Annotated in this window: 14 protein-coding genes and 6 pseudogenes; 10 read left to right on the forward strand and 10 right to left on the reverse strand. The window is 62.0% G+C overall.

Translation table 11 applies throughout. The features are described from left to right. Positions 1–3: 3 nt before the first annotated feature. Together AC1D2F_RS10010 and AC1D2F_RS10015 are read right to left on the reverse strand one after the other, a co-directional pair. Positions 4–336, reverse strand: a complete 333-nt coding sequence (locus AC1D2F_RS10010; protein WP_364746463.1) for a zinc-binding dehydrogenase — start codon at positions 334–336, stop codon at positions 4–6. Between the two features lie 422 nt (positions 337–758). After that, the gene (locus AC1D2F_RS10015; RefSeq protein WP_364746464.1) at positions 759–1,271 is read right to left on the reverse strand and encodes a hypothetical protein; all 513 of its coding nucleotides are present in this window, start codon (positions 1,269–1,271) and stop codon (positions 759–761) included. 1,513 nt (positions 1,272–2,784) lie between these two features. On the opposite strand from AC1D2F_RS10015, the pseudogene AC1D2F_RS10020 reads away from it, so the two are divergent. Further along, positions 2,785–3,189 (forward strand): annotated as a pseudogene (locus tag AC1D2F_RS10020) (glycogen debranching N-terminal domain-containing protein); the annotation flags it as partial. Between the two features lie 178 nt (positions 3,190–3,367). Beyond that, on the forward strand, positions 3,368–3,646 hold the full coding sequence (locus AC1D2F_RS10025) for a hypothetical protein (protein WP_476966662.1): 279 nt from the start codon (positions 3,368–3,370) through the stop codon (positions 3,644–3,646). A gap of 365 nt (positions 3,647–4,011) precedes the next feature. Here the strand turns inward: AC1D2F_RS10025 and AC1D2F_RS10030 are convergent, their stop codons facing one another. Next, entirely contained in the window at positions 4,012–4,323 is a 312-nt protein-coding gene (locus AC1D2F_RS10030; RefSeq protein ID WP_364746466.1) for a hypothetical protein, read from the reverse strand. A 719-nt stretch (positions 4,324–5,042) separates the two neighbouring features. Here AC1D2F_RS10030 and AC1D2F_RS10035 point away from each other — a divergent pair. The 5 genes from AC1D2F_RS10035 (at position 5,043) to AC1D2F_RS10055 (ending at position 14,665) form a co-directional block, all read left to right on the forward strand. After that, entirely contained in the window at positions 5,043–6,212 is a 1,170-nt protein-coding gene (locus tag AC1D2F_RS10035; protein ID WP_476966656.1) for a patatin-like phospholipase family protein, read from the forward strand. Positions 6,213–6,227: 15 nt separating this feature from the next. After that, a complete protein-coding gene (locus tag AC1D2F_RS10040) occupies positions 6,228–6,617 on the forward strand; it encodes a hypothetical protein (RefSeq protein ID WP_229994521.1) in 390 nt (129 codons plus the stop codon). Positions 6,618–7,462: 845 nt separating this feature from the next. Continuing rightward, a complete protein-coding gene (locus AC1D2F_RS10045; protein WP_476966657.1) occupies positions 7,463–11,704 on the forward strand; it encodes an nSTAND1 domain-containing NTPase in 4,242 nt (1,413 codons plus the stop codon). A 649-nt stretch (positions 11,705–12,353) separates the two neighbouring features. Then, entirely contained in the window at positions 12,354–13,991 is a 1,638-nt protein-coding gene (locus tag AC1D2F_RS10050) for a sensor histidine kinase (RefSeq protein ID WP_229994523.1), read from the forward strand. Then, positions 13,988–14,665 carry a response regulator transcription factor gene (locus AC1D2F_RS10055; RefSeq protein WP_229994525.1) on the forward strand — a complete coding sequence of 226 codons (678 nt, stop codon included), beginning with the start codon at positions 13,988–13,990 and terminating at the stop codon, positions 14,663–14,665. The genes AC1D2F_RS10050 and AC1D2F_RS10055 overlap by 4 nt, the downstream gene beginning before the upstream one ends. A 38-nt stretch (positions 14,666–14,703) precedes the next feature. On the opposite strand, the gene AC1D2F_RS10060 is transcribed toward AC1D2F_RS10055, so the two are convergent. Beyond that, positions 14,704–15,117 (reverse strand): hypothetical protein, encoded by a 414-nt coding sequence (locus tag AC1D2F_RS10060; RefSeq protein ID WP_476966658.1) that lies wholly within the window; start codon positions 15,115–15,117, stop codon positions 14,704–14,706. A gap of 633 nt (positions 15,118–15,750) precedes the next feature. Next, positions 15,751–17,616: a glycoside hydrolase family 15 protein gene (locus AC1D2F_RS10065; protein ID WP_356815773.1), complete on the reverse strand. Its 1,866-nt coding sequence runs from the start codon at positions 17,614–17,616 to the stop codon at positions 15,751–15,753. A 169-nt stretch (positions 17,617–17,785) separates the two neighbouring features. Here AC1D2F_RS10065 and AC1D2F_RS10070 point away from each other — a divergent pair. Next, positions 17,786–18,928: pseudogene (locus AC1D2F_RS10070) on the forward strand (IS3 family transposase). Between the two features lie 1,284 nt (positions 18,929–20,212). On the opposite strand, the gene AC1D2F_RS10075 reads toward AC1D2F_RS10070, so the two are convergent. After that, complete coding sequence (locus AC1D2F_RS10075; RefSeq protein ID WP_229994530.1) at positions 20,213–20,650, reverse strand: hypothetical protein; 438 nt, start codon at positions 20,648–20,650, stop codon at positions 20,213–20,215. Between the two features lie 330 nt (positions 20,651–20,980). Between AC1D2F_RS10075 and AC1D2F_RS10080 the strand changes: the two genes are divergently transcribed. Next, entirely contained in the window at positions 20,981–22,852 is a 1,872-nt protein-coding gene (locus AC1D2F_RS10080) for a glycoside hydrolase family 15 protein (protein ID WP_229994531.1), read from the forward strand. A gap of 242 nt (positions 22,853–23,094) precedes the next feature. Here AC1D2F_RS10080 and AC1D2F_RS10085 read toward each other — a convergent pair. The 4 genes and pseudogenes from AC1D2F_RS10085 to AC1D2F_RS10100 all read right to left on the reverse strand — a co-directional run. After that, a pseudogene (locus AC1D2F_RS10085) lies at positions 23,095–23,229 on the reverse strand (SCO1664 family protein); the annotation flags it as partial. Beyond that, positions 23,229–23,783, reverse strand: coding sequence for a DUF3090 domain-containing protein (locus AC1D2F_RS10090; protein ID WP_476966659.1), 555 nt, complete (start codon positions 23,781–23,783; stop codon positions 23,229–23,231). The gene AC1D2F_RS10090 and the pseudogene AC1D2F_RS10085, both read right to left, overlap by 1 nt. 24 nt (positions 23,784–23,807) lie before the next feature. Next, positions 23,808–24,499: pseudogene (locus AC1D2F_RS10095) on the reverse strand (MSMEG_4193 family putative phosphomutase). Between the two features lie 215 nt (positions 24,500–24,714). Beyond that, positions 24,715–24,852 (reverse strand): annotated as a pseudogene (locus AC1D2F_RS10100) (recombinase family protein); the annotation flags it as partial. 417 nt (positions 24,853–25,269) lie between these two features. Here AC1D2F_RS10100 and AC1D2F_RS10105 point away from each other — a divergent pair. Beyond that, a pseudogene (locus tag AC1D2F_RS10105) lies at positions 25,270–25,453 on the forward strand (hypothetical protein); the annotation flags it as partial.

Below are 25,453 nucleotides of genomic sequence, written 5' to 3' on the forward strand. Positions count from 1 at the left end.
GTCTTAGCCGCGGATGGTGATGCGTTTTTCCAGCATTGACAGGACCGGCAGCGATGTCGGGTCGCTGCTGAGGGCGCCGTAGATGACAACAGTGGCATAGGTGGCTACTGCATCAATAAGTTGAGCCAGCGGTGGCCCTGCCACCGGGTCGAAGATGACCTGCACACCGGCGCCGCCGGTAATTTGGTCCAGGCGGGCGGTGACGTCTTCACTCTCCGTGGCGATAACCGCTGACGCGCCGGCATCGAGGAGTTGTTGGCGCTTCGCTCCGGTCCGCGTCACGGCCACCGGCTTGGCGCCCACAATGTTGGCGATCTGGATGGCCGCGAGACCCACGCTGCTGGACGCGGCAGGGATCAGTTGTTTTCGTATACTCAGGCCAGATAGGCCAGATAGGCCAGATAGGCCAGATAGGCCAGATAGGCCAGATAGGCCAGATAGGCCAGATAGGCCAGATAGGCCAGATAGGCCAGATAGGCCAGATAGGCCAGATAGGCCAGATAGGCCAGATAGGCCAGATAGGCCAGATAGGCCAGATAGGCCGAAGAGGGGCGGTCCTGGTGGACCGCCCCTCTTCTTTCTTATTCCGGGGCCCAAGAAAACCTGGATCAACCAACCAAACGAAACCTCAAACTGTCACAGACAGCGTGATCTATTCCCGAATCCCACATGGAGGTCCGTTGGCCGCTTGATTCCACCGGCCAGCCGACCGAGACGAGCTACAATCCGAGCCACCAGACGGCCGTGCTGTGAGGCAGTTATGAAATCGAGAGGTTGGCGCTGACACTCCACTTGGACCAACCCGTCCAGATGCCAAGGTCTCTCGAGCCTTCCTGGATGGAAGCCTTGTGGAAGACTTCCTCGTCTAGGGCCTCCCCGTTGACGAGCGTGCGGACGTTGTTTATGGTGAGCGTCTTGCCGGCCTCAACACGGTAGTTGTTCCACGACGATGCACCCAAGAAATCGTTGCCGTTGAAGGGAGGGAGATACGTGTAGTCGTCTTCCCAACGTTCTTGCTTGATGAGCACGTCCCGGGCCTTCGCGCAGTACACCTTTATCTTATAGTTGACCAGCGTGACCTTGTATTTGGTGTAGCCTGCAAATTCCGGCCTCTCTGCTTTGACCGAGCAGACAGTTTGGGTGGTGGCTGCCTGGGCCGGGGCGGCCAAGGCAAAGGGAACGGTTGTCAGTGCGAGCGAAGCCGCGGCTATGAGAGCAATTTTGCGGCGTGCAGTTCGGGATTTTTTTGCTGGTGTTGTTTTGGAAAACATTTGATTCACGCTCCTGGGCGATGATCGGGTGGACGTCCTTGACTCATGTGTCACATAGCGTGGGCAGCCGTGTCAGTCCTGATTGATTGGAAATGGATAAACCTCGAGAGGCCCAAATTCCGATTCCGGATTCGTTTAACCCGGTAACTCCATGTTGCGTCCGGGTTGGAATTGGGCACTACCGTGCCARCACGGTTTCCGAGAAGCAGGCTCCCCCGGAAAAGCGCTGCGGCAGTAGTGTCCCGAATCCGACCCTGTCATTCACAACGTTATCGACGACCTGGGGCAGCTTCCCTCAGGTGTGCTTGGCGCCCTGACATAGGCCCAGAATCATCACTTAGCTCCTGGAGGTTTTTTGCCTTTGTCAGGAACTAGCCTTGGCGGCTGCCGCTCTGCTGTCATGGTGCTACCTTTTATGCGCCGCGCCAGGACCTGTTGACTCCTGCAGCCGGTCAGCACGAGTCTCGTCGCCGATCAGGGCCTTGGGGGTCTGTGCCGTCCAAAGATGCTGTTGAGTCATGAACAAATACCATTCATCCCGCTGAGCAACATGCACTCGTCCCCGAAAACCGCCTCCCCATTTCCAACAACAACGAGTTCCGTCTAAGACTCCGTCGGTGCGAGAGCGCCGGCAAGGGCGGACAACAGTGCCAGCACGGAAGCCGTGGGTCGTGCGCGGTCTCAGACTGGAAGTCCCGGTTCAAGGAATCGAAAATTCCGCCAGATCAATCCACCTGCAACCATTCAAAAGGAAATCTAGTGAAGATCTGTCACTTTCAACGTTCCTCCATTCGTCATGGATACAAGAACGTTAACGTGCACGCTTATGGGACAGCACGCGGACGAATACTGGAAGAGTCCTGATTGCGGTCAGCCTAAACCCAATCGGATCCGTAAATGCTCTCCCTTCCGATGCTGCACCCGTCGTTAGGCAACCTCCGGGCATGCGTGGAGGCGGCAAACGCTCGCAGGGAGTGGTTCCTTGCGCGGATGCCGATTACAGGCCGTACCACCCTGGGTATCGCATGCCAGCGCCTTCGCTCAAGCGCCGACGGTCTCGTTGCAGAGCATGTGAGAGACGGGACTGCGCGTGATCGGCGCGCGCAGATACGTCAGGAATTGCAAATTGTTGGCCAAAATTGGCGATTAACCTGTCCAGGCATATACGGAGATATTGTCATCCTTTTTCGTCCGAAGCAGACACTGTTCCCCAAGCACCTCAGCTGAAGGCAGCGCTTCTTCGCGGGTGGCGGCATGGTGGCATTGGTTAGGCCTTCTCCGAGACTGCTGGGGTCAGAGTCAACGAGAGTCACGTTCAGCAGGACTGGCAGCCATCCTGCCAGCTAGTCGCCAGGCCAGCCACCACCCATTAGAGAGTCAACGCGCCGGGCCGGCATCATCTGGTGCACGGCCGTAGCGTCGGTTGGACAGATGAAGGCAGAAGATCGACTGGTCGATAACGGTGCGTGCGCTGCCGTGAAGGCGTTGAAGTCAATCCTTTGAAGGAACCGGGATGGCTGGGTGGAATGCTGACACTGCCGCCGGGCCTCTGGGCGCCGGGACGGTCACCTTGGTGGAGGGTTCGTCCTTTTGCATTTCCTCGGCGAACGGCGATCTCCAGCCTGAGTACCCGCACGGGGTTTTCTTCGAGGACACCTGCATCCTGTCCCGCTGGAATCTAACCGTTAATGGTGAGCCCTTGGAGTCGCTGGCCGCCAGGACGCAGGAGCCGTATCGTGCCCTCTTTGTCGGCCGCGGACGCTGCTCGGACGGGTATGCGGACAGTCCGCTGATCGTGGAACGCCTCCGCGAGGAAGGTGCCGGAATCCTGGAGCAGCTCACCGTCCGAAACTACTCACCGACCCCTGTCGAGTGCGTCGTTTCCCTTAAAGTCGAGGCGGACTTCGCGGACCCCTTTCGCTACGGCTTCATAGCCGAGGCGCAGCGCATCGCAACGGCCCTGTTGGAGGCGGCCGAGTACTCAGAGGGGCGGCTGCCCGAACTTTTCTGCGGCTTCAGCCGCGAGCACTTCGACGAACCCGTGCCCTACCCCACGGCCTGCTGGCCCCAGGCTTGGGCCGCCACCACCCCCCATCATGCTGGTCAAGAGCCTAATGGGCTACTACGCCGACGTTGCCCGCGGCGGCCTTTGGATGAATCCAGTGCTCCCGGATTCCTACGGCGACCTGCACATAACCAACGCCCCCATGGCCAACGGCCGGATGACCATCGACATCTCCGGTGCCACCGCCACCATCCAGGGGCTGCTCGAGGGCATGGTGTTCCAGCACGGATCTCGCCCTTGGGGGGGGCGACCCCGTGGAACAGGCCAGAAGGCGCGGAAAGGCTTAGCAGGATCGACACGTCGGCAGTGACCTTCTCATTTGTCCGAAAGTTCAGTGCGCGTCTCTGGGTAGTGGTGTTTCATCACTACAGAAACCCAATTGGCCACTTCGAGAGAACCGCCGCCCTTGGCTGGATACAGCATGCGCAGGTCTGCGGGACAGAGCATGCACACTAAGGCGTGATAAGCCCGGGACGGGCAGCGCGGCGCCTCGTCGTCACCAGGGTTATCAGCAGTCAAATAGCAACAAGCAATTAGTCGAAAGCTGGCTGACCACAGGGACTGGCGAGAAGAGCGAAGAGGACCCGCTCCGCTGAGAAGCTGAGATGCTCTTGGAGGTCCAAACAGGACCGCAGCAGAGGTCTCAAGCAGGACGCCAACCACGCCGAAATCGCGTTACTGTCGGCCGATGTCATTTGTCTCAAGGTGTTTCGCCATGGCATCGGCGGCCTCGATCCACCGCGTTGCGAGGGCCTTCGGGCTCAATGGCTGAAACAGGCTGTTCAGGACCTTTTCTACCGCGTCATACGCCGCGTCCCTGACGCGCTCCCGCGCGGCCGGGCTGCCGGAGCCCACCATGGCGTTTGATGTCGCGGTAATAGGCTTTCGGACCTCCGCCCCGTTGACTGTGGCGGACGCAGGGCTGGTGGTGTGGGCAACCGCGAGTCCGGCGGCGAGGGCTGGAGCGTCGCTTGGACCGCGAAACATGATGCCTATCATTTGTGATACTCCAATGGCTAGAAAGGGTCGGTCAGTCGTCGCTCCGAGCGTCGCCCAAGAATGTTCGGCGGGTGTGGCACGGCTGCTCCGGCGGGAGGGGTGCGGTTACTTCCGGATTTCATTAACCCCTGGCTCCATATTGCGTCGCGTTGGAATTGGGCACTACCGTGCCAGCACCGTTTCCGTGAAGCAGAGTGCCGCTGCGGCGGTAGCAGCCAGACACTGTCGTGCACGACGCAATTGACGAGCTGGGGAAGTTTCCCACAAGGGCGTTTGTCCGCAGGCCCAGAATCATCACTTAGCTCCTGAAGATTCTCGTATCCGCGTCAGGAACGGACTTTGGCGTCCGCCAAGATTGGTCGGAGCCCGCTCTGCCATCGTGGTGTTACCTCTTATGCGCCGCGCCAAGACTTGTTGTCTCCTGCATCCGGTCGGCACGAGTTTGGTCGCAGGCCGAGGCCTTGGGGTTTGTGCCGTCCAAGGATCTGTTTGAGTGATGGAATACCATTCCTCCGGCAGAGCAATTTCCGCCCCGTCCCGAAACCATCTCCCGCATTTCCAAGAGGGCTGGATCGCCAAAGCAGTTCTGGGGCGAAGTGGAGGTACAGGTCGGCTTTGAGTAGTGTGGCTGCACCGAAAGCACGTGCCCGGGGGATCTGCGTCCCGTAGCATGGTGTTACGCGGCTCACATGAGAAGAGGCGTCCAGATGCCCTACCAGATTCTGACCCGGGACGAGCATTTCGGCGGTGATGGCAGGCCGAAGCGCATTCTTGCACTTGACGGCGGCGGCTTGCGTGGCATTTTGAGCCTCGGGATTCTGGAAAAGGTCGAGGATCTGCTGCGGGAACGCCATGGCTGCGGCGACGGCTTCCGTCTTTGCCATTACTTCGACCTGATTGCAGGCACGTCGACTGGGGCGATCATAGCAGCGGCTCTTGCCCAAGGCAGGAGCGTTGGCGAAGTCAGGGACAAGTATTTCGGCCTTGGGCGGCGGGTGTTTGAACGAAACCTGTTGCGCCAGGTACTTCTGCGTGCCAGGTACGACGAGCGGGCTCTGGTTTCCGAGTTGAAGGATCTCTTCGGTGTGGACACCACCTTGGGCGGCCACGAGCTGTTGACCGGATTGCTGGTGGTCATCAAACGCCTGGACAGCGGCAGTCCGTGGCCGGTGAGCAACAACCCCCGCGGACGGTATTTCGTTGCTGGCGCCAACGGCCGGATGGGTAACCGGGACTATCCTCTGTGGCAGGTCGTCCGGGCCTCCACCGCTGCGCCGTCCTATTTCCAGCCGGAAACCATCTCCATCACTGGCGGACGCGGCGTGAGGCCCGTGACCGGGAGTTTCGTCGACGGTGGTGTCAGTCCCTTCAACAACCCTGCCCTGCAGGCGCTTATGTACGCCTCGTTGGAAGGCTACCGTGTGGGCTGGGAGACCGGTGCCGATAGGCTCCTGCTTGTATCGGTCGGGACAGGCGCGGTGGATCCTGCCGTCAGTATGGCAAAACTGACTGCCAGTCATGCCGTGCGGGCGCTGAAGTCCGTGCTGCAGGATTGTGCCGTGCTGCAGGAGACAATGCTGCAGTGGATGTCCGCCAGCCCTACCGCGAGGATGATTGACCGGGAATTGGGGGAGCTGGAGGGTGATCTTCTAAACGGTGCCCCGTTGATGAGTTACCTGCGTTATAACGTGGACCTGCGTCCGGAGAGTGTCCGCGCCCTGGACGGAACCCTTGCCGCTATGGACACCGTCCCCTCGCTGAGTGCGATGGATGCCCCGAGGAATATGGAGGCCCTCCACCGGCTGGGCAGGCTGGCCGCGGCACGGGATGTGCGGGAAACTGATTTTGGCAGTGTATTTGACCTGCCGCAGGCGTGAACGGAAGGGGCTATTATGAGGGAGCTCCGACGCTACAGGCGCTTTCCGGACCAGTACGTCGTCGCCATTCCTTTGCGTCTGGACACCGACGGGTTCAGCTACCGCAAGTGGGGCGGCGAACAGCAGTGCAAGCCCGGGGACTGGCTGGTGGACGACGACGGCGACATTCACACCGTCGACGCGGACGTCTTTGCGGCCACTTACCGCCGGATCCACCGCGGTGCCTATGTGAAATCCACCCCGGTCTGGGCTGAGGTCGCCTCGGAAGCCGGCAGCGTGGTGACCAAGGAAGGCCGCACCTACTACGACAGGGGTGACGTCGTCGTGTTCAACAACGAAGACGGCACCGATGGCTACGCGATGACCGCCGAAAGGTTCAATTCCCGCTACGAACCGGACCAGTGAGGGAAGCGGCTGTGTTGGCCTGCGGCGTGGATAGCCGGCAAGCACATCGGCTAGTGGAGGGTGACCTGGTGGGCGTGGGGGGGCTAACGCCCCTCCAGGGCCCCGGCCGCCAGACCCTGTGCAGCGGCTCATACAGTCAGAGCAGGGCCATTGTGACCTGTGCGATGCACTCCCAGTTCTCGAGGATTGTGCGTTCTCCAGTCAGCTCGAATCCGTTGCGACGGTACAACCCACGCGCGCATGACCCGGCGAAGACCGCGGAAGTGGGACAACAGAATATGCGAATGCAGAAGCCTGCTGTTCGTCTGAACAACGAATCCGCCGTCCGGAGATGGCGGTGTTTGTAGACCGCAGATTGGCCGCGTTCATCCTGTCGCATCCGAAATAGGATGGCGTGCATTTTCAGTGGAGTCGGGAAACGACTGCTCATTCGATGGAGGGCACGTTCTAGACGTCGCCATTGGCTGCTGGAAGCTGAGTTTGCGCGTGAGCCGTCCCATTCATCCGCCTGAGGAGTTAAGACAATTGCGATGAGGTTTAGGGCGACTTGAACTGGCCATTGCAGTGCRGTCCACTCAGGTGGACCATTGTCACCATGGGAAGGCCCTCGTTTCCCTCTGCCGGTGGAGGTTGCAGACGTACCAGTCATGATCGCAGGGCCGGGAAGCGCGTCATTTCCGTGCTGCCGGGACAGTCTTTGAAGCTTTGCAGGCGACGAAATTTTGGACATTCGTGCGCCATATCGGGACGGCCGACTTCCGGGCGTCGTGCGAGTCCGGCGTCCAGGGCGGTGACAGTACAATGTTGCTGCTACGCGGAGACCGGCCCTGTAGCGGGGTGATCACTTGTCACGCATCTTTCTGAGTCATTCGAGCCGGGACACCCCTCAGGCCATCGCATTGAAGCGGTGGCTGGTGCAGCAGGACCCCGGTCTTGCCGACGAGATTTTCCTGGATCTTGATCCAGTGACGGGTATTGCGCCGGGTGAGCGGTGGAAGGAGGCCCTGCTTCGGGCCAATGAGCGGTGCGAGGTGGTAATCTGCCTGCTCTCTGCCAGCTGGGAGGCCTCCCGCGAATGCATGGCCGAGTACCGGACCGCGGAGAATCTGGGAAAGCTGATCCTGTGTGCCCGGCTGGAGCCTCTGGAGGAGGAAGGCGTCACCGGCGAATGGCAGCGCTGCGACCTCTTCGGCAACGGACCCACCACCGACATTCCAATTGAGGGCCAAGACAGCCCTGTCGTTTTTCTCATGGATGGCCTCCGGCGGCTGCACCAGGGGCTGCGCCGTGCAGGGATCGGGGCCGAGCACTTCGCCTGGCCGCCGCCGAAGGATGCTGGACGGTCCCCCTTTCGGGGGTGGGAACCGTTCGAGGAAGCGGACGCGGCGGTATTCTTCGGCCGGGACGGACAGATCGTGCGGGGCTTGGATGCACTGCGTACCATGCGCAGCTCCGGCGTCGAGTCGCTGTTCGTGATCCTGGGTCCGTCGGGCGCGGGCAAGTCCTCGTTCCTGCGGGCGGGTCTCGTGCCGCGGCTGCGGCGTGAGGACCGGCAGTTCCTGGTGCTGGAAACCGTGCGCCCCGAGCGCAACCCGCTCACCGGGGACCGGGGCCTCGCCTGCGCGGTCCATTCCAGGCGCATCCATCTGGGACTGGACACCCCCACTCTGGGAGCCATCAAGGATGCGTGCACTCGGGTGGACACGGCACAACTGAAGGAGTGGCTGGCCGAAGCCCGGCAGGCGGCCGCCGAACGGCTGCTGGAGGTGCCGGTCGGGACACCGCCGCCGACCCTGGTCCTACCGCTGGACCAGGCCGAAGAGCTCTTCAGTGCCGACGCCGGCCCCCAGGCACACCGGTTCCTGGATCTGCTTGCCGGACTGCTGGATCACGAAGACGGGACCGTGCCGGCGTTAATTGTTGCCGCAACGGTCCGTTCGGATTTCTACGAACCATTGCAGACCGCACCTGAGCTGGCCGGGCTTAAAAGTGTCGTCTTCGACGAGCTCAAACCTATGCCGGTCGCCCGGTTCAGGGAGGTCATCCTTGGCCCCGCAGCCCGTGCCACGGGGGCGGGGAGACCGCTGGAAGTCGAGACTGTTCTGGTGGATCGGCTGCTGGAAGAAGGCGTTCAGGGCGCGGACACCCTGCCGTTGCTCTCGCTGACCCTGGCACGCCTGTACCAGGACTACGGCGGCGACGGAGATCTCCGTTTGGCCGAATACCATGCGATGGGTGGAATGCAGCAGGTGGTGCAACACGAGATCGACACTCTGCTGTCGCCGGACCCTGCAGTGCGGCGGGGCCAGTTGGAGCTGCTGAAATCTGCGTTCATTCCCTGGTTGGCGACCATCAACCCAGACAACGACCAGCCGGTTCGCCGGATCGCCCGCCTGTCCGATCTACCGAACGACGCCCGGCCACTCATAGACGCCATGGTGGGCCGGCGTTTGTTGGTCGGGGACGAGCGCGGCGGGGAGACCGTGATCGAAGTAGCTCTGGAGAGCCTGCTGCGCCAATGGCAGGATCTGGCCGGGTGGCTGGCCAGCGAGCAGGAGGACCTCAAGGAGGCCGACAACCTGGAACGCGCCGCAGCCGCTTGGGAACGCAGCGGCCGCAACGAGGCGTGGCTCTTCGAAGGAGAAAGGCTGAGTCGTGCCGAGACACTGTTCGGAAAACCCGGATTCCGGGAACGGCTGGAGCCTGCCCGCGAGTTCCTCCGCGCCTCCCGAAGCCGGGAGGAGGAACGGCTCGCAGCTCAGAAGAGACGTCACGATGCCGAACTACGGGCTGCCCGCGACAAGCAGGAAGTGGCCGAAACGCACGCAGCGGATTTACGGAAACGCTCTCTCATACTCAAGATCGTCCTAGCATCAGCGGTCGTTATCACCATGGTTGCCGCGGCTGGCTTCGTGTGGGCCTCCTTTGCAGAGCGCGAGGCCACCGCGCGCGACCGCGAAGCCACCGCTCTTCGTCTTGTATCGGAAGGTCTGTCCATGCTCGAAGGAAACCGCGGCGGCGGCGATGCAAACGGTCTGAAGCGCATCCTCGCCGCACAAGCGATTGCCTCGACAGCGGGAGGCGAAGGCGCACTACTAAGCGCTGTCAATATGAATCGCGACCTGCAAAAAATCATAGAAACGCCGGCCAAAATCAGCAGTATGGCGTTTAGCCCGGACGGCAACCGGATACTCACCGGCGGACCAGACGGTACGATGCGGCTGTGGGATGCTGAAACTGGCCAGGCTCTCGGCGAACCGATGAGTGGACATAAAGAGCTGGTAAACGGTGTCGCGTTCAGCCCCGACGGGCGCCGGATCCTTTCCGGCGGCGACGACGGCACGGTTCGAGTGTGGGACCCGGAGACGGGCCGGGCCCTCGGCACACCGATGACCGGACACGCGGGTGCGGTGACGAGTGTCGCGTTCGACCCCGACGGCCACCGGATCCTTTCCGGCGGTAACGACGGCACGGTTCGAGTGTGGGACCCGGAGACGGGCCGGGCCCTCGGCACACCGATGACCGGACACGCGGGTGCGGTGACGAGTGTTGCGTTCAGCCCCGACGGCCACCGGATCCTTTCCGGCGGTAACGACGGCACATTGCGGCTGTGGGACCCGGAGACGGGCCGGGCCCTCGGCGAACCGATCACCGGACACAAGGAGGCGGTGACGAGTGTTGCGTTCAGCCCCGACGGGCGCCGGATCCTTTCCGGCGGTAACGACGGCACGGTTCGAGTGTGGGACCCGGAGACGGGCCGGGCCCTGGGCGAACCGATGACCGGACACAAGGGTGCGGTGACGAGTGTCGCGTTCAGCCCCGACGGCCACCGGATCCTTTCGGGGGGTAACGACGGCACATTGCGGCTGTGGGACCCGGAGACGGGCCGGGCCCTCGGCGAACCGATGACCGGAAACAAGCGTGGTGCGGTGACAAGTGTCGCGTTCAGCCCCGACGGCCACCGGATCCTTTCGGGGGGTAACGACGGCACATTGCGGCTGTGGAACCCGGATACGGGCCGGGACCTCGGCAAACCGATGACAGGACACAAGGATGCGGTGACGAGTGTCGCGTTCAGCCCCGACGGTCACCGGATCCTTTCCGGCAGCCGAGACGGTACGGTGCGGCGGTGGGACGCCGAGAGGGGCCGGGCCCTCGGCGAGCCTTTGACCGGACACAAGGATGCGGTGACGAGTGTTGTGTTCAGCCCCGACGGTCACCGGATCCTTTCCGGCAGCCGAGACGGTACGGTGCGGCGGTGGGACGCGGAGACGGGCCGGGCCCTCGGCGAGCCTTTGACCGGACACAAGGATGCGGTGACGAGTGTTGCGTTCAGCCCCGACGGCCACCGGATCGTTTCCGGCAGCCGAGACGGTACGGTGCGGCGGTGGGACGCGGAGACGGGCCGGGCCCTCGGCGAGCCTTTGAACGGACACAAGGATGCGGTGACGAGTGTTGCGTTCAGCCCCGACGGGCGCCGGATCGTCTCCGGCGGCACCGATGGCACGATAAGGCGTTGGGACGCAGAGACGGGCCGGGCCCTCGGCGAGCCTTTGACCGGACACAAGGATGCAGTGACGAGCGTTGCGTTCAGCCCCGACGGGCGCCGGATCGCCTCCGGCGGCACCGATGGCACAGTGGAGCGGTGGGACCCGGAAACGGGCAAGTCCCTCGGTAAGCCGATGACTGGGCACTTGAATGGGGTGTACAGCGTGGCGTTTAGCCCCGACGGCCGCCGAATCAGCACCGGGGGTAACGACGGCACGGTGCGGCTGTGGGACGCGGAGACGGGTCAGCCCCTCGTTAGACCGATGACCGGACACCAGGGCTCGGTGTACAGCGTTGCGTTTAGCCCCGACGGCCGCCGAATCGCCTCCGGGAGCGACGACAGCACAGTGAGGCTGTGGCCCGCACCCCAGACCCCGTCCGACACATTGTGTACCAAACTTTCCCAGAACATCAGCCACAAACARTGGCGTGAGTGGGTGGCTCCGGGCATCGACTACATCGAGGTCTGCCCCGGCCTTACCGTTCCCCCGGACACGCCAGGCAACCGTCGGAAAAATACTAACCCAAGCCAAGATTGAGACCAGGCGGAAGCAAATCCACCCATGGGCAGAACGTGACCAGAGGACGAAGTAATAAGCCGAATATCCGTGTATATTGCTCTGGCCGGTGCACAGTGCTACAACGGAGGCACGACTCCGAGTATGAAAGATGCTGTGGGTCAAGTTGAGGGGCAGATTGCATTGCGGGCCCCACGTCATCACGACGGTGTGCTTGGTCGTCTTTCACCGTCATTTTCGTCCACCTTTGGAGGTGGGAGGGAAACTTTCTGTCCGCTGGAATGTGCGTCCGCATTGGGCCCGGGCCTTTGTACGGCGAATGACGACTCCTTCCGTTGCTCCGCGCCAGCAGAAGGCGTTCCCAAATTTGACCCAAGGGCTGGCTTGTTAATGACCGTGGCTGAGGCTGTAACACATGTAGCTGAGATGGAGATCCCGGCCTCGGAATTGCCCTGGGACGGAAGTGCAAATGACTCCGCGACAACTCACTTCTGTAATCGGGGTGACGACGGGCTTCGTAATCCTAGTCGTGGTCTGCGTCGATTGGTCACCCACAGCCCTACAGGACCCTGCTCGAACCTTAAGTTTGAATGCCCAAGGGGTACTCCGGTGGGGGGAGAATCCGAACCGGATTCCGTTTACAGTTTTTGAACTCACACTGTTCTTGGGCGTGGGCTTAGCATTCGTTCTGGCTGGTGTGACGGCGTGGCGGAGCCGGCCTTCCCGGAATCCGGGGCTGTTGTTGATTGTGGCGGGTTGGCTTTGGCTGGCGTCCGGGATTCGCCGTTCCAGCGACCCGGTGGCGTTTACGCTCGGTGTAACTCTTACGCTGATGTATCAGCCTCCTTTGCTGCAGTTGGCGCTCAGCTTTCCGTCAGGAACGCTGCGCGGCCGAGCTGAAAAAACTGCCGTAGCGTTCTTCTACATTTTTTGGCTGTTTGCCCCCGTAGCAGGCTGGGCCTTCTTTGATCCACGCCTCCATGTCACGGCAGGGGAGTCCACGTCCCGCAATCTGTTGCTTCTCTGGGACAGCCCGTCTCTCATGACCACCCTCGGGAACGCAATCCGCATATTTCAGATCTCGGTGGGAGTCGCGATCGTAACGGTCCTGATCGCCCGTTGGCGCGCAGGGACAAAGGCCTACCGGTCGGCATTCCTGCCGCTATGGCTTGCCGTAATCGTAAAAACAGCGGCCACCGTGTGGGTGTCCCTCGCGGTGATCCAACTGTCTGGATCTCTGTCCTCGGAAGCGTTGCTCTGGCAATATCCGGCGACCGCAATTGTGCCGCTGGCAGTATTGTTTGGTCTGTGGCGCTACCGTTTCGCGCGTGGCACATTGGGTGATCTCATGGTGGAAGTGGGCTCAGCCCCGGTTAGCGACAGACTAATCGGCGCGCTTCGGCGATCAGTCCATGACCCCACCCTCACTTTGCTGCGTTGGTTCCCCGATCAGGCGTCCTTTGTTGACAGCAAGGGAGTTCCCCAGGCGTTGCCGGATGGTTCAACCGGACGCGCCTCCATGGTCTTGGAACGCCACGGAACACCAATAGGGGCCCTGGTTTTTGACGAAACCCTCCAGGACCAGCCGCAGTTGCTTGCCGCCGTGCGCAGCGCAACGTCGCTGGCGTTGGAAAACCAGCAGATGGAACAACAGCTCCGGGACCAACTCATTGAGGTCCGTCGCTCCAGGGAGCGAATCGTAACGGCTGGCGACTCCCGGCGTCGCCAGCTTGAACGGGATCTTCACGACGGAGCTCAGCAACGTCTGGTTGCCGTGTCGATGGAGCTGGCGCGGGCCCAGCGGATGACGGATTCGCAGGAGGTACAAAGCCTAGTCGGGCAGGCAAGGGCCGAGCTTTTGGATGCACTTGACGAGTTGCGCGAATTGGCGAGGGGCGTGTATCCCCCCTCGCTTCGGGAGAGAGGTTTGGTGGGCTCCCTGACCGCGTTAGCGGAGCGATCATCACTGCCCATGGAGCTGGACCTCAGGACGGACCATAGGCTTCCGGCTCACGTGGAGCTGGCTGCCTACTTCATCTGCGCAGAAGCCGTCACCAATGCTACGAAGTATGCCAAGGCGGCCTGGGTGCGAATCTGCATCGACGGAAACGAAAAGGAGTTGCGAATGGAGATCGTGGACAACGGAATCGGTGGTGCGCGGCCGGGACTCGACGGCGGGTTGCTGGGGATTGCGGACCGGGCAGCGGCACTGGGAGGCTTATTGTCCATCGACAGTCCTGAAGGCAGAGGGACGACGATACTTGCCGTTCTTCCCTTCTCTACGGACCCGGAAGGCGACCTGCCATGACACTGCGTGTTGCCATCGCTGAAGACTCGGCATTACTGCGCCGGGGATTGTCCGCCCTGTTGCAGTCCGAAGGTCTAGAAGTCGTAGGTGAGGCTGCCGATGGCCCGCATCTGCTGGAAGTGATTGACAAACACGGGGCCGACGTAGCTGTGGTGGACATCCGGATGCCCCCCAGTTACACCATTGAAGGCATCCAGGCCGCCGAAACAATAAAAAGCAGACACCCCGAGATAGGCGTACTCCTCCTGTCCCAGTACGTGGAAACGGAAAACGCGATGTCCCTATTGAAGAATGGGGCCAAAGGCTTGGGCTACCTGCTTAAAGAGCGGGTGTCCGATGTTGACGAATTCATTGACGCCCTGCATCGCGTAGCTGCGGGGGGAACGGCCATCGATCCGGAGCTTGTTACACGACTGGTGACCCGTCCACACAAAGGTCACGATCGAGGCGATGACCTTACGAGCCGGGAGAAGAGCGTCCTTGAGTTAATGGCCGAAGGGCGCACCAACCAGGCAATAGGGAAGTCGCTCTTCTTGGGTGAGCGGACCGTAGAGGCCCATATTCGGAGTATTTTCCTTAAGCTCGAGTTGAGGCCCGAGCCCGAGGACCACAGACGTGTGCTTGCCGTCCTCACGTACCTTCGAGGAGTCGGACAGAGCCGAGGTACCGCATAAGTGGCCGTGGCCACGCTTCCGACGGGAGGACGGAATTACTAGGCAGCGATCGTCCCGTTCATCGAAACGCTATCGGCTGCTGCCCCGGCAATTTCGGCTGCCTCCAGAGGGGCCAGGAGGAGGGCCCGCTGGGCGGCGGACAGTGCGTGCGGGAAGGTGAGCGCCAGATGTGCCAGGTGTAGCGCGGCGACGATGTAATGCGTGCCCGCAGCGCTTCCGAGCGACCGCGCTACGCCGGTCCTAATGCGTTCTAGGTCCAAGGAATTCCCATAATTTGCTAGGGCCATCCGTGCGAGCATGTGCTGCGGATGCCTCTGGACCTTCCTGTCCATCTCGACCGTGGCCTGCAGCTGTGTTTTGGTCCAGCGATGATCCAAGAGTCGGCTCGAGTCCTCGTCACCCGTGCGTTGTCCCTGGTGGATCGTGCTTATCGATTCAGGTATGGACAACATGACGTACTCCTTCGGATTGCTGAGGCTAGGCAATGGAACTCGTCGGTTGATCCGTGCCATCTGGCTAGGTCCATAGTGCCTTCCGGCTTGTGGGGTCAGGATCCGTGCCAGCACGCTTTCTCGCGGAACGGACAGCGCAGCTCTGTCTCCGGCGTCGCCGGCCCCTCTGCCAAATGAGCCATGAGGTCTACGCGTGGGGCCGAAGGCAAACGCGACCCGCACTCACAGGTTGTCTCCACCAGGGCTTTGACCTGAGCGGCGCGGTAATCGGGCGGCTACAAATTGACCGGTGAGCGATGAAAACGATGCTGGCCATCAAGCAGTTCACCTGTGCACGGCACCAACTCTGAGCGCACCGCCAGACTCGCGCAGCATACTCGCACCTGCGGGCGCTGCATGGAATCAGTCAGCGGATGTAGGCGGGCCAGCGTGCAGCAGCTCCACAACTTTCCGCGGTAGGGCGACTGCAGGGTCCGTCGCACGCATTCGTTATCTCCCAAGGCGAGGAGACCAAGGACGACGGCCCGCTCGACGGCGAGGAGGGTGCGTAGTCATGCCGGGCCATCGCTCGTGCGGGATTACGTGAGCATCGCGGTAGGAAGCCCCGGCGCGCGCTGGGCCAACGTGGAGTGCCTAGCCCGTCGTCGTAGCGGTATCACGGGCCGCGCCGACAAGAGCGTCTGCAGCTCTTATAAGGGTCAGGTGTGAGAAAGCCTGCGGATAATTTCCGGCCATGCGGTTGCCGTTTGTGTCGTATTCCTCGCTTAGTAGTCCCAGGTCATTTCCATAGCCGATGAGCCTGTCCATTAGCGTCTTTGCTTCGGGAACCCGGCCGCTGCGGGCGTACTGCTCTACGAGCCAGAAAGAGCACGCAAGGAACGGATGCTCTCCGGGTTCAAGACCGTCCAGGCAAGTTTCCGTCCGGTAGCGAATCAGCAAGCCGGTCCCGTCGAGCAGATCGCGTTCCAAGCGAGACACCGTTCCCAAAATTCTGTCGTCGTTATAGGCCAGAAAGCCTACTTGTGGCAGAACGAGCAGGGACGCGTCGACCTCGGTGCCCCCATACGTCTGGGTAAAGGAGTTGATTTCACTGTTGAAACCCTGCTCCAAGATTTCGGCACGGAGTCCGTCCCTGATCTCCACCCATCGCTCCACCGGGCCGTCGAGCCCGTGTTCCTGTACAGCCCTTACTCCGCAATCCATTGCGGCCCACATCATGACGCGGGAATGGGTGAAGTCCCTTTTCTCACCCCTCATCTCCCAGATGCCGTGATCCTTGCGTTTGATGTTGTCCTCTACAAAGAGAAGCATTTTTCGCTGGAGGGGCCAGGAAAAATGATCCTCATGCACGCCTTGGTTGCGGAGCCTTGCCAAGGCAACCATGACTTCACCCACAACATCACCTTGATATTGGTGGACAGCCCCGTTGCCGACCCGAACTGGGGCGGAGCCTTCGTAGCCCGGCAAGTGGGCCAAAATCCGCTCGGGCAGGTCACGCTCACCAGAAACTCCATACATGATTTGAATATCGTGGGGGTCGCCGGCGATAGCCCTGAGCAGCCAGTTCCGCCACTGCAGTGCCTCCTGGTGGAAACCATGGGTCATCATGGCATCCAGCGTGAGGGCGGCATCACGCAGCCAGCAGTAGCGGTAATCCCAGTTGCGTTTACCGCCGAAATGTTCTGGCAGTGAGGTGGTCAGGGCGGCCACAATTCCCCCGGTCCTGTCATGCGTTAGTGCGCGCAAGACGAGCAGTGAGCGTTCTACTTCCCTGTCGTAGGTTCCTTGTGGGATGTAGTTGCTCGACCAGCTCCTCCAGTAGGTGGCAGTCGTTTGCAGCGCCCGACCGACGTCGATCGCTGGCGGAGGCATATCGTGGGATGAGAATGCCTGTAATTGCAGATCGAGTGTCTGACCGGCTTCGATGGTGAACTCACCCACGTGCGAATAATCAGGTCCAGCTAGGGGCAACGCATCCGCTCTAAGCATCACAGCTTGCGGTCCGGCGATGGCAAGCAGCGCCTCCCCATCGTCGTCGTGGATCCGATGAACCCACGGCACGATCTTTCCGTAGCCGAACCGCAGCACCAGTTCTTGGCGCATCAGGACGTGCCCATGTAAGCCCTGCACCCTGCGGATCAGTGCATTGCCTCTTCCACCGATTGGCATGTATTCGGTGACCAAGATTTCACCGGTTGCGGTTCGCCAACACGTCTCCATTATGAAAGTGGAGGGCAAGTACCGGCGGACGCACTGGGCGCGACCAGTGACCTGTTTATCCTCATGAGCTGGGGCGAGTAGCCACCGGCCGTGATCCGTGGTCCCAATTAAGGCTCCGAAAACAGATTCAGAGTCGAACCGCGGTAGGCAGAGCCAGTCGATACTGCCCTCTCGTGAGATTAGCGCGCCAGTGCGAAGGTCGGAAATAAAACCGTATTCCTCGATCCGTGGGGTCATGTTCCTAACATAATCACAACCAACGGTGCGCCGGAGGCACATTCCTGACCCGAGTATTTAAGTCGCGGTGACGAATCTTTATTACCGCCGCGCTAAGGCGACGTTCTTCGACACGTGCGCGCCGTGCTTGCCCTGCTGGCGCATCGGGACTGCCCCCGGTTTTGTTGACTCCTTGACCTAGCGAGCTTGTGCTCGTGGAAAGATGTTGACCATGCCCACGCCTTATAGGGCGGAGTTCCGCCAGGATGTTATTGATGTGGCCCGCAAGGGCGAGGCGCCGTTGGCGCACATCGCGAAGGATTTCGGGCTCTCGGTCACTACGCTGAAGCGCTGGATCGCCATCGCCGAGCGTAAGGAATCCGGGGCCGGCCCGGCATCGTCGGAGTCGGCCGAGATGCGGGAACTGAAGAAGCGGAACCGGTTGTTGGAGCAGGAGAATGAGATTCTGCGCCGGGCTGGCGCCTATCTTGCCAGGGACATCAACCCAAAATGATCTACCCGCTGGTCACGGATCTTGCCGCCGACGGTGTCCCCGTGGCGGTGACCTGCAGGGTGTTGGAATTCAACAAGCAAGGCTTTGACCCGTGGAGAGCCAGTCCGGTGACAGACAGGGACTGGGCCGATGCGCACTTGGTCAATGCCGCGCTGGGCATCCATGCCGATGATCCGGCGTTCGGGTACCGGTTTATCGCCGATGAACTCCCCGAGAAGGGTGTCACTGCGGGTGAGAACAGGGTCCAGCGCTTGTGCAGGGGCCACGRCATCTGGTCGGTGTGCTCCAAGAAGCGGGGCCTGAACCGGAGCCGGGGCCACCGGAACACGATGACCTGGTGGAGCGGGACTTCACCGCCACGGCACCGAACGAGCCGTGGTTGACCGACATCACGGAGCACCCCACTGCCGAAGGGAAGCTCTACCTCTGCGCGGTGAAGGACGTGTATTCCGGGAGGATCGTCGGGTACTCGATGGACTCGCGGATGAAGTCCTCGCTGGCCGTTGCCGCGCTGGAGAACGCGGTGCGGGCTCACCGTCCAGGAAGGAGCGTCGTGCACTCGGACAGTGAGCCTGTCCCTACCGGTATTCCCGGGGGTTCTTGACTCGCACAGTGATGGACCCGACAGGATCGATGGGCAGGGTCGGCGCGTGTGCGGATAACGCCGCGATGGAATCGTTCTTCTCGCAGCTGCAGAAAACGTCCTGGACCGTCAGCGGTGGCTCACCAGACAGGAACTGCGCCTCGCCATCACGACTGGATCGAAAGGACCTACACCGCCGGCGACGGCAACGACGGCTGGGAAAACTCACGCCCATCGAATATGAAACAATCAACCGGACCGCGTTCACAACGGACTAAAACCCCGAGTCAACAAAAGCCGGGGCAGACCCGAACTGCCCCTGGCCGATCCGGCAAGAACTAAGGGAACCGGCGCCCAAACTTCCAATTAGACCGGCTGGGATGACCCAGTTCACAGATAAGTGCCCCGCGGGATCCCGTCAAGTCCTTGTTGGAAGTTCTTTCAAAATGATCTACATCTCACATCGTCGGTGTGAGGTCGGAGGCTACTTGGCGGTTTGAATACTAGTTGGCGAAATGGGACTGGACGTTTGGCGAAGACCGATTTAGTTGGCGATGAGAGATGTCGACCTAATTGCTAGATCGGCACCCTATTTGGAAGAAACGCATCGCCTAGTTGGAAGTCTTCCAATTAGCTGCTGATTGCCAGCCAACTTGGTCCTTTTGACAACCTAGTAGGTCCCTGGCCAACGTAGTTGGTCCATTGGTCCTTAGGCCGTCAATGTTTAGGCCGGAGGCTACTTGGCGGTTGCCCGGCTGGTCGGCGAAACGGCTCAGCGTACTTGGCGAAGCCTGGGTAATTGGCGATACAGATGCTCGGTCTTAGTTGCGGGACTCGCAACTAAGGCCGAGGTGTCTTCGGCGCCTATCGCTGCTGAGCCCCATCGCGATAGCTCCTGTTCCCGTTCTGAATTATCTGGGATCCCGTTTGGAGGACGACAAGACCGAGACAGTCCTGTATCGCCGTCAACGCAAAGACGGAGTGGATGCATGGACCTGGCCGGGGGCGGGTCGCGCGGCGATAGTTCCTGCCTTCATCGTCGAACAGGGAGCTGGGCAGGACGTCGCCAGCGCTGCTGGTCCTTCGAAGAGGTAGTTGTCCTCGTGAGTCTGAGTGCGAGGGTGAGTCGTGAACGTAATCCAGGCCTCGGTCATGGCTAGTTCCACAAAGCATCGTTTCTGCCTTGGCCACGGGGAAGCGCTCAGCCCGAGCCTGGCCCATCCAGCGCCCTCTCCCGGCTACCCGTATTTAGGTTGTATTTTGRAGACGAAGAGACGGGCACCATCGATGGAAGGGTGTGAAACGCTGGGTGCGCGCAATAGCATGCTAGCGCATGAGTTCAGCGTCCAGCTGACCGAGATCGAGGTCGAGCAACGTCAACACAACTGGCATATTCGAGCTCTCCACTCAAGCCACGTCAACCGTAGATTCCTGAATGGCGGCGACAGCTCTGCCTACTCGAATCGGCTCAGCAGCTCGCCAACAACTGCGGTTAGGGAGTCATAGCGTGGCTCGCTTGTTTATCTATTTCATCGGCTTGGTAGTTTCGACACTCGCGATGTTCAATTCGGATCCGGACAAAGGATTCTTCGCAGTCTCCAGCGGTTTCGCGATCGGCTTCGCCATACCGCTGTTAGATACCACTTTTCGGCGATGAGCACGAGCCCGTCCGGGTCGGTGTCCCATTTGGTGGCGACGACGATGCACCAGACCGGGTGGTAGAGCTTTCCGGTGTGCGTCGCGTAGACCTGGCCGGCGGCGAGGCGCGGGGACCGGTCCACTCGGAGCCGGGTCGGGTGGACGGGAATGATCGTACCCAGGTCCTGTGCGTCCTTGTGCGCCTGGCGGGCGTGCCTGGCCCGGGTGCTCGGCTTCTTCACCGGAGCCGGGGAACGGTGCAGCCGGCGCAGTTCCTTCACGTTGCCGGAGACGACCCGGAAGCAGGGCTGGCCTTTGCCGGCGCCGCACGTCGGGCGGCGATGGGCATGTCCAAGCCACACGCGGGACGCCGCCGCAAAATTCGGGGCCAGCGGTAATGGCCAGAGCGATGCCCGGATGCCGGAGCGCCATGTTCGCGACGGCCGTGCAGGGGCTTCTCGACCCGCTCCGCGACGGGGAAGCACCAGCATGCCGCAAGGCCAGAGGTAGGCTCCGCTGATTCCCGGGAGGCGGCAGCGGTCCAGTGCTCGCGGGTTTCGTCGGCTCCTTGTAGAAGCCGCGAACCTGCGCCTATCATGTGGCTGACGTGGGCAGTCGACGCCCTGCGCAATGAAGTAGCTGACGTCCATGCCGCGGTCCGCCATCCTTCGGTTCCCGAGGAGTAGATCGTCATGAACGAGTATCCATTGATCGCCGACCATGGTCTCATCGGTGACCTGCAGACGGCGGCGCTGGTCGCCACCGACGGCACCCTGGACTGGTTTTGCAGTCCACGCTTCGACTCACCCAGCATCTTCGCGTCGCTGCTTGACCATGCCCGCGGCGGTCACTTCAGCACCCGGCCTGTCGCCGAAGCGTTCGCCACGAAGCAGCTCTACCTTCCTGACACGGCGATCCTCATCACGCGATTCCTGACCAAGGGAGGGGTCGGCGAACTGGTCGACTTCATGCCCAAGACCGGCACGTCGCCCAGCGAAGAGCATCGCCTGATCCGGATGGTGCGATGCGCGCGGGGACGGATTTCTTTCGACATCGAGGTGGCCCCCCGGTTCGACTACGGCCGGCGGACTCACCGGCTCAGCGTCGGCGGCGACGGCGCCCTCTTCGATGCCGGGGAGGCCCGGCTGGCCCTCAGCCGCATCGGCGAGGAGGGGGACGAAACTCCCGACAGCTATGACGCCACAGTCGACGGCGACCTGCACCTTTCGCTGAGTCTGGAGGAAGGCCAGGTGCGCGGCGTCGTTCTGGACACGGCTCCGGATGCTGAGCCGCGGAAGATACGTCCCGCAGAGGCCCAGCGGCTGGCAGACGCCACCGCGCACTTCTGGCAGAACTGGCTCAGCCAATCCACGTACACCGGCCGCTGGCGGGAGGTGCTGGAGCGGTCCGCCATCACACTGAAGCTGCTGACCTATGCGCCGACCGGGGCCCTGGTGGCCGCTCCCACCGCCGGCCTGCCGGAAGAGATCGGAGGGGAACGCAACTGGGACTACCGCTTCACCTGGGTGCGGGATGCATCCTTTTCTGTGCACACGCTGGTTCGGATGGGTTTCGTGGAGGAGGCCATCGCCTTCAGACGGTGGCTCGGCGACCGGGTTGCCGAACCGCTGGACAGCGGCACCGGCCCGCTAAACATCATGTACCGAGTGGACGGCAGCCGCGAACTCGACGAGGAGGTCTTGGCCGGCTGGGAGGGCTACCGCGGCTCATACCCGGTGCGGATCGGGAACGGAGCTGCCGGACAGCTTCAGCTGGACATCTACGGCGAAGCGCTCGACGCCATCCACTACATCGACCGCTTCGGCGTCAGGATCGGCCAGCCCGGATGGCTCGCCATTTGCGACGTGCTGGAGTGGCTCGCCGACAACTGGGACCGGCCGGACGAGGGAATCTGGGAGACCCGGGGCGGTCGCAAGGACTTCACGTACGGGAGATTGATGTGCTGGGTCGCGTTCGACCGCGCCATCCGACTCGCGACGGCGCATGGCCGGCCGGCGCCCCTATCGCGATGGATGGCCGAGCGGGACGCGATCTACAACCAGATTATGGACAAGGGCTGGAGCGCCGAACGTGAAGCCTTCGTGCAGCATTACGGCGATACGGTACTCGACGCCTCCCTGTTAAAGATGCCTCAGGTCGGCTTCGTGGCCCCGGAGGATCCCATGTGGCAGTCAACCCTCCGCGCGATGCACACCGAACTGGTGTCTGACAGCCTGGTCTTCCGCTACGACCCGAGCGCGTCTCCCGACGGGCTCGGCGGCCACGAAGGGACGTTCTCCATGTGCAGTTTCCTCTACGTGGACGCCCTGGCGCGAGCGGGCCGCATTGAGGACGCACGCCTTATTTTCGAGACGATGCTGACCTATGCCAACCACCTCGGCCTGTACGCCGAAGAGATCGCGGCCACCGGTGAGCAGCTGGGAAATTTCCCGCAGGCCATTACGCACCTCGCCCTCATCGATGCCGCAATGACTCTGAACGGCTGCCTGGACGCCGCGGAACAGAAGGGCCGCCCGGGGCGGGTGCGGAGAGTAGCGGGATAAGTTCCTCAGTGCGTCAGCCACCATTTCAGGGTGGCGGCAGCTATGCCGGCGAGGGCCAGCAGCATACCGGAGAGGAAAGTGCGGATTGAGGCACGTTGCTGCCGCAGATGACCCACCACCCAGCCGAGTGAGGCCAGCCGCAAGATGATGACGGCCATCGCAAGCAGCAGAGCCTGCTCAGCGTCCAGCCAGCCCAGCTTGGCCGCGCCCAACAGCAGCGCCGGTACGGCGGTCGCCGAGACGATGGGAACGGCGCCTGCTATCGGCTTATAGACGACCACCACGTCGCCGATGCTGCCCAGAAATGTAGCGTTTGAAGCCGTCGTGATGCGGCCGGTGAGCGTCAGCTCGGCGGTCACTAGGTCCGGCGCTGGCATCAGACCTCGGGAAGGGTGCAGATGTGCCCGTCGGCGTCTACGGGGTAACCGCAGAGCGAGCACGTCGGACGCCCGGCGCCCACGATCTCACGGGTGCGCTTGGCGAATGCGCGGGCGGTGCCGACCGGCATTCGCACCAGCAGCATTTCGGGCGCGTTAGCGCCGTCCTCATCAAGCGATTCGCCGTTGTCATCAGCATCGACATCGGTGATGGGGTGGGCCTCTATTACGACCTGGGCCGTGGTTGGGGCCCACCCTAAGCTCATGGCGCCGGTGCGAAACTGCTCCTGAACGGCCTCGAGCTGGTCATTGTCGACAAGTTCAATGGGAGTACTCGTGGGAACGCTGAAGGGGTTGCCCTCGACGGTGATGAGCTGGTCGAGAATTTCGTCGATCTTCTCCGCGAGCAGAGCCGACTGCTGCTTCTCCAGGGCAATACTCACGATCTGCGTCCCTGCGCGCACCTGCAGGTAGAACGTGCGCGCCCCCGGAAGGCCAATGGTGCCAACGACGACCCGATCAGGCCAGGCAAACTCGTGAACACGTGTAGGCATGTCAGTATTCTAGGCAGATGAGGTTCATGGCGCCTTGTGCCCTGCACCGCCGCCCACCGGCGCATCGCCAGAGTGGATGCCGTTCGACAGCCACGACAGATCACCCGCGTCGGTGTTGGTCGCGTAGACGCTCGGCCGACTAGCGCCGTAGCGCACGATCGATACGGACGCGGGGCCCACGTTAATACGCTGGAACAGGTCAAGGTGCATGCCGAGCGCGTCGGCGAGGATTGACTTGATGATGTCACCGTGACTCACCGCCACCCACACGGCCCCTGGCCCGTACTCGGCTTCGAAGGCTGCATCGTGGCGTCGAATCGCTGCCGCTGACCGAGCCTGCATCGCGGCCATGGATTCACCGCCGGAAAGACGACGGCGGACGGTTGCGACTGCACAACCGGCCACAAATCCTCGGTCGCGAGATCACTGAGCGTGCGGCCCTGCCACTGGCCGTAATCGCACTCGGTGAGATTGAGATCGACCGGCGCGTACGGCGTGCCAGCCTGGCGATCGAGGATGAGCCGGGCGGTCTGCTGACAACGCTCAAGAGGGCTCGACACCACCCCGACTACGGGCACGGCCGCGAGCCGGTCTCCGGTCAGAGCCGCCTGGTCGCGCCCGATCTGGTCCAGGCTGACGCCGACGGCTCGACCGGCCAGCAGTCCAGTGGCATTGGCTGTGGTGCGGCCGTGCCGCACGAGAATAGCTGTCGCCATCCACCCAGCCTAACCACCCGCTCGATGGCGGTGTGAACCGTACCGGGTCGCGCGTCGGACAGGCAGATAAGGCACTGGCGGAACCCTTCAAGCACGCCGATGCGCTCAAAGCCGCCCAGACGGACTCGGCACGCATTGACCAGCTCATGGCCGACGCAGCAAAACCGGAAGAACCGGCACAGCCAGACCCCCGGCCGATGTCGACCCCGCATGGAGGACAGGCGGTCGAGTTTGGTCACGACCAGGGTGTCCCCGTTTCGGCAGGCGGCCAGCGCTTCCCGGAGTCCCGGCCGTGCCCGGTTGGCGCCGGTGAGGCCCTGGTCCGTGAATGTCTTGTCCGGTGCCACTCCCAGAGCGAGAAGGGCGTTCTTCTGGGCGGTTAGGTCTTGGTCGTTGGTGGATACGCGGGCTTATCCGGTCAGCAGCCCGGTCTTGGTGTTGAATGTACCGTTTATCCCCCCCGTCACCGGGCATTTTTACGGGCGGGTCTTACGGGAATCGGCCGGCCGCGGAAAGACGGCGATCGTGATCTGGAAATCTTGGCTGGCGCTGGCGCCGGTGGGGGACCGTCTAACGGGCGGTCGCAACCTGGGGCCGGCCCACCGATGTCATTTTCCGAAGTCGTCTGCACGGAACGTCAGGAGTCCTCTGCACTACAGGAACAGCTCATCTGGGGCGGGGCGGGTCGAGCAAGGATCCAGCGGGCCCGCGTGATTGGTGGTGCGGTTTGGCTAATTCGTTGGTGAGGCGTGCATGCCACAATGAGGCCCATGACTCGAATCCTCATGATCGGCATCCACGCGCGAGCCCTCGACTATAGCAAGCTGCCTCCTGGCCTCGACGAGGCCACGATGACCGAACGGATCGAAGCGGGGTTCGGGGCCACTACGGCCGCCGGCTTCGACGCCGTCAACTGCCTGATCGGCACCTCCCCGGACGAGGCCGAAGCAGAGA

The organism is Arthrobacter sp. P1_B3, from assembly GCF_056406615.1.

Bases quoted from the DNA above. Each gene is read 5' to 3' on its own strand.
- AC1D2F_RS10065 (WP_356815773.1), bottom strand. From the start codon at position 17,616: ATGTGCCTCCGGCGCACCGTTGGTTGTGATTATGTTAGGAACATGACC.
- AC1D2F_RS10090 (WP_476966659.1), bottom strand. From the start codon at position 23,783: ATGCCTACACGTGTTCACGAGTTTGCCTGGCCTGATCGGGTCGTCGTT.
- AC1D2F_RS10055 (WP_229994525.1), top strand. From the start codon at position 13,988: ATGACACTGCGTGTTGCCATCGCTGAAGACTCGGCATTACTGCGCCGG.
- AC1D2F_RS10035 (WP_476966656.1), top strand. From the start codon at position 5,043: ATGCCCTACCAGATTCTGACCCGGGACGAGCATTTCGGCGGTGATGGC.
- AC1D2F_RS10030 (WP_364746466.1), bottom strand. From the start codon at position 4,323: ATGTTTCGCGGTCCAAGCGACGCTCCAGCCCTCGCCGCCGGACTCGCG.
- AC1D2F_RS10080 (WP_229994531.1), top strand. From the start codon at position 20,981: ATGAACGAGTATCCATTGATCGCCGACCATGGTCTCATCGGTGACCTG.
- AC1D2F_RS10015 (WP_364746464.1), bottom strand. From the start codon at position 1,271: ATGTTTTCCAAAACAACACCAGCAAAAAAATCCCGAACTGCACGCCGC.
- AC1D2F_RS10060 (WP_476966658.1), bottom strand. From the start codon at position 15,117: ATGTTGTCCATACCTGAATCGATAAGCACGATCCACCAGGGACAACGC.
- AC1D2F_RS10025 (WP_476966662.1), top strand. From the start codon at position 3,368: ATGCTGGTCAAGAGCCTAATGGGCTACTACGCCGACGTTGCCCGCGGC.
- AC1D2F_RS10040 (WP_229994521.1), top strand. From the start codon at position 6,228: ATGAGGGAGCTCCGACGCTACAGGCGCTTTCCGGACCAGTACGTCGTC.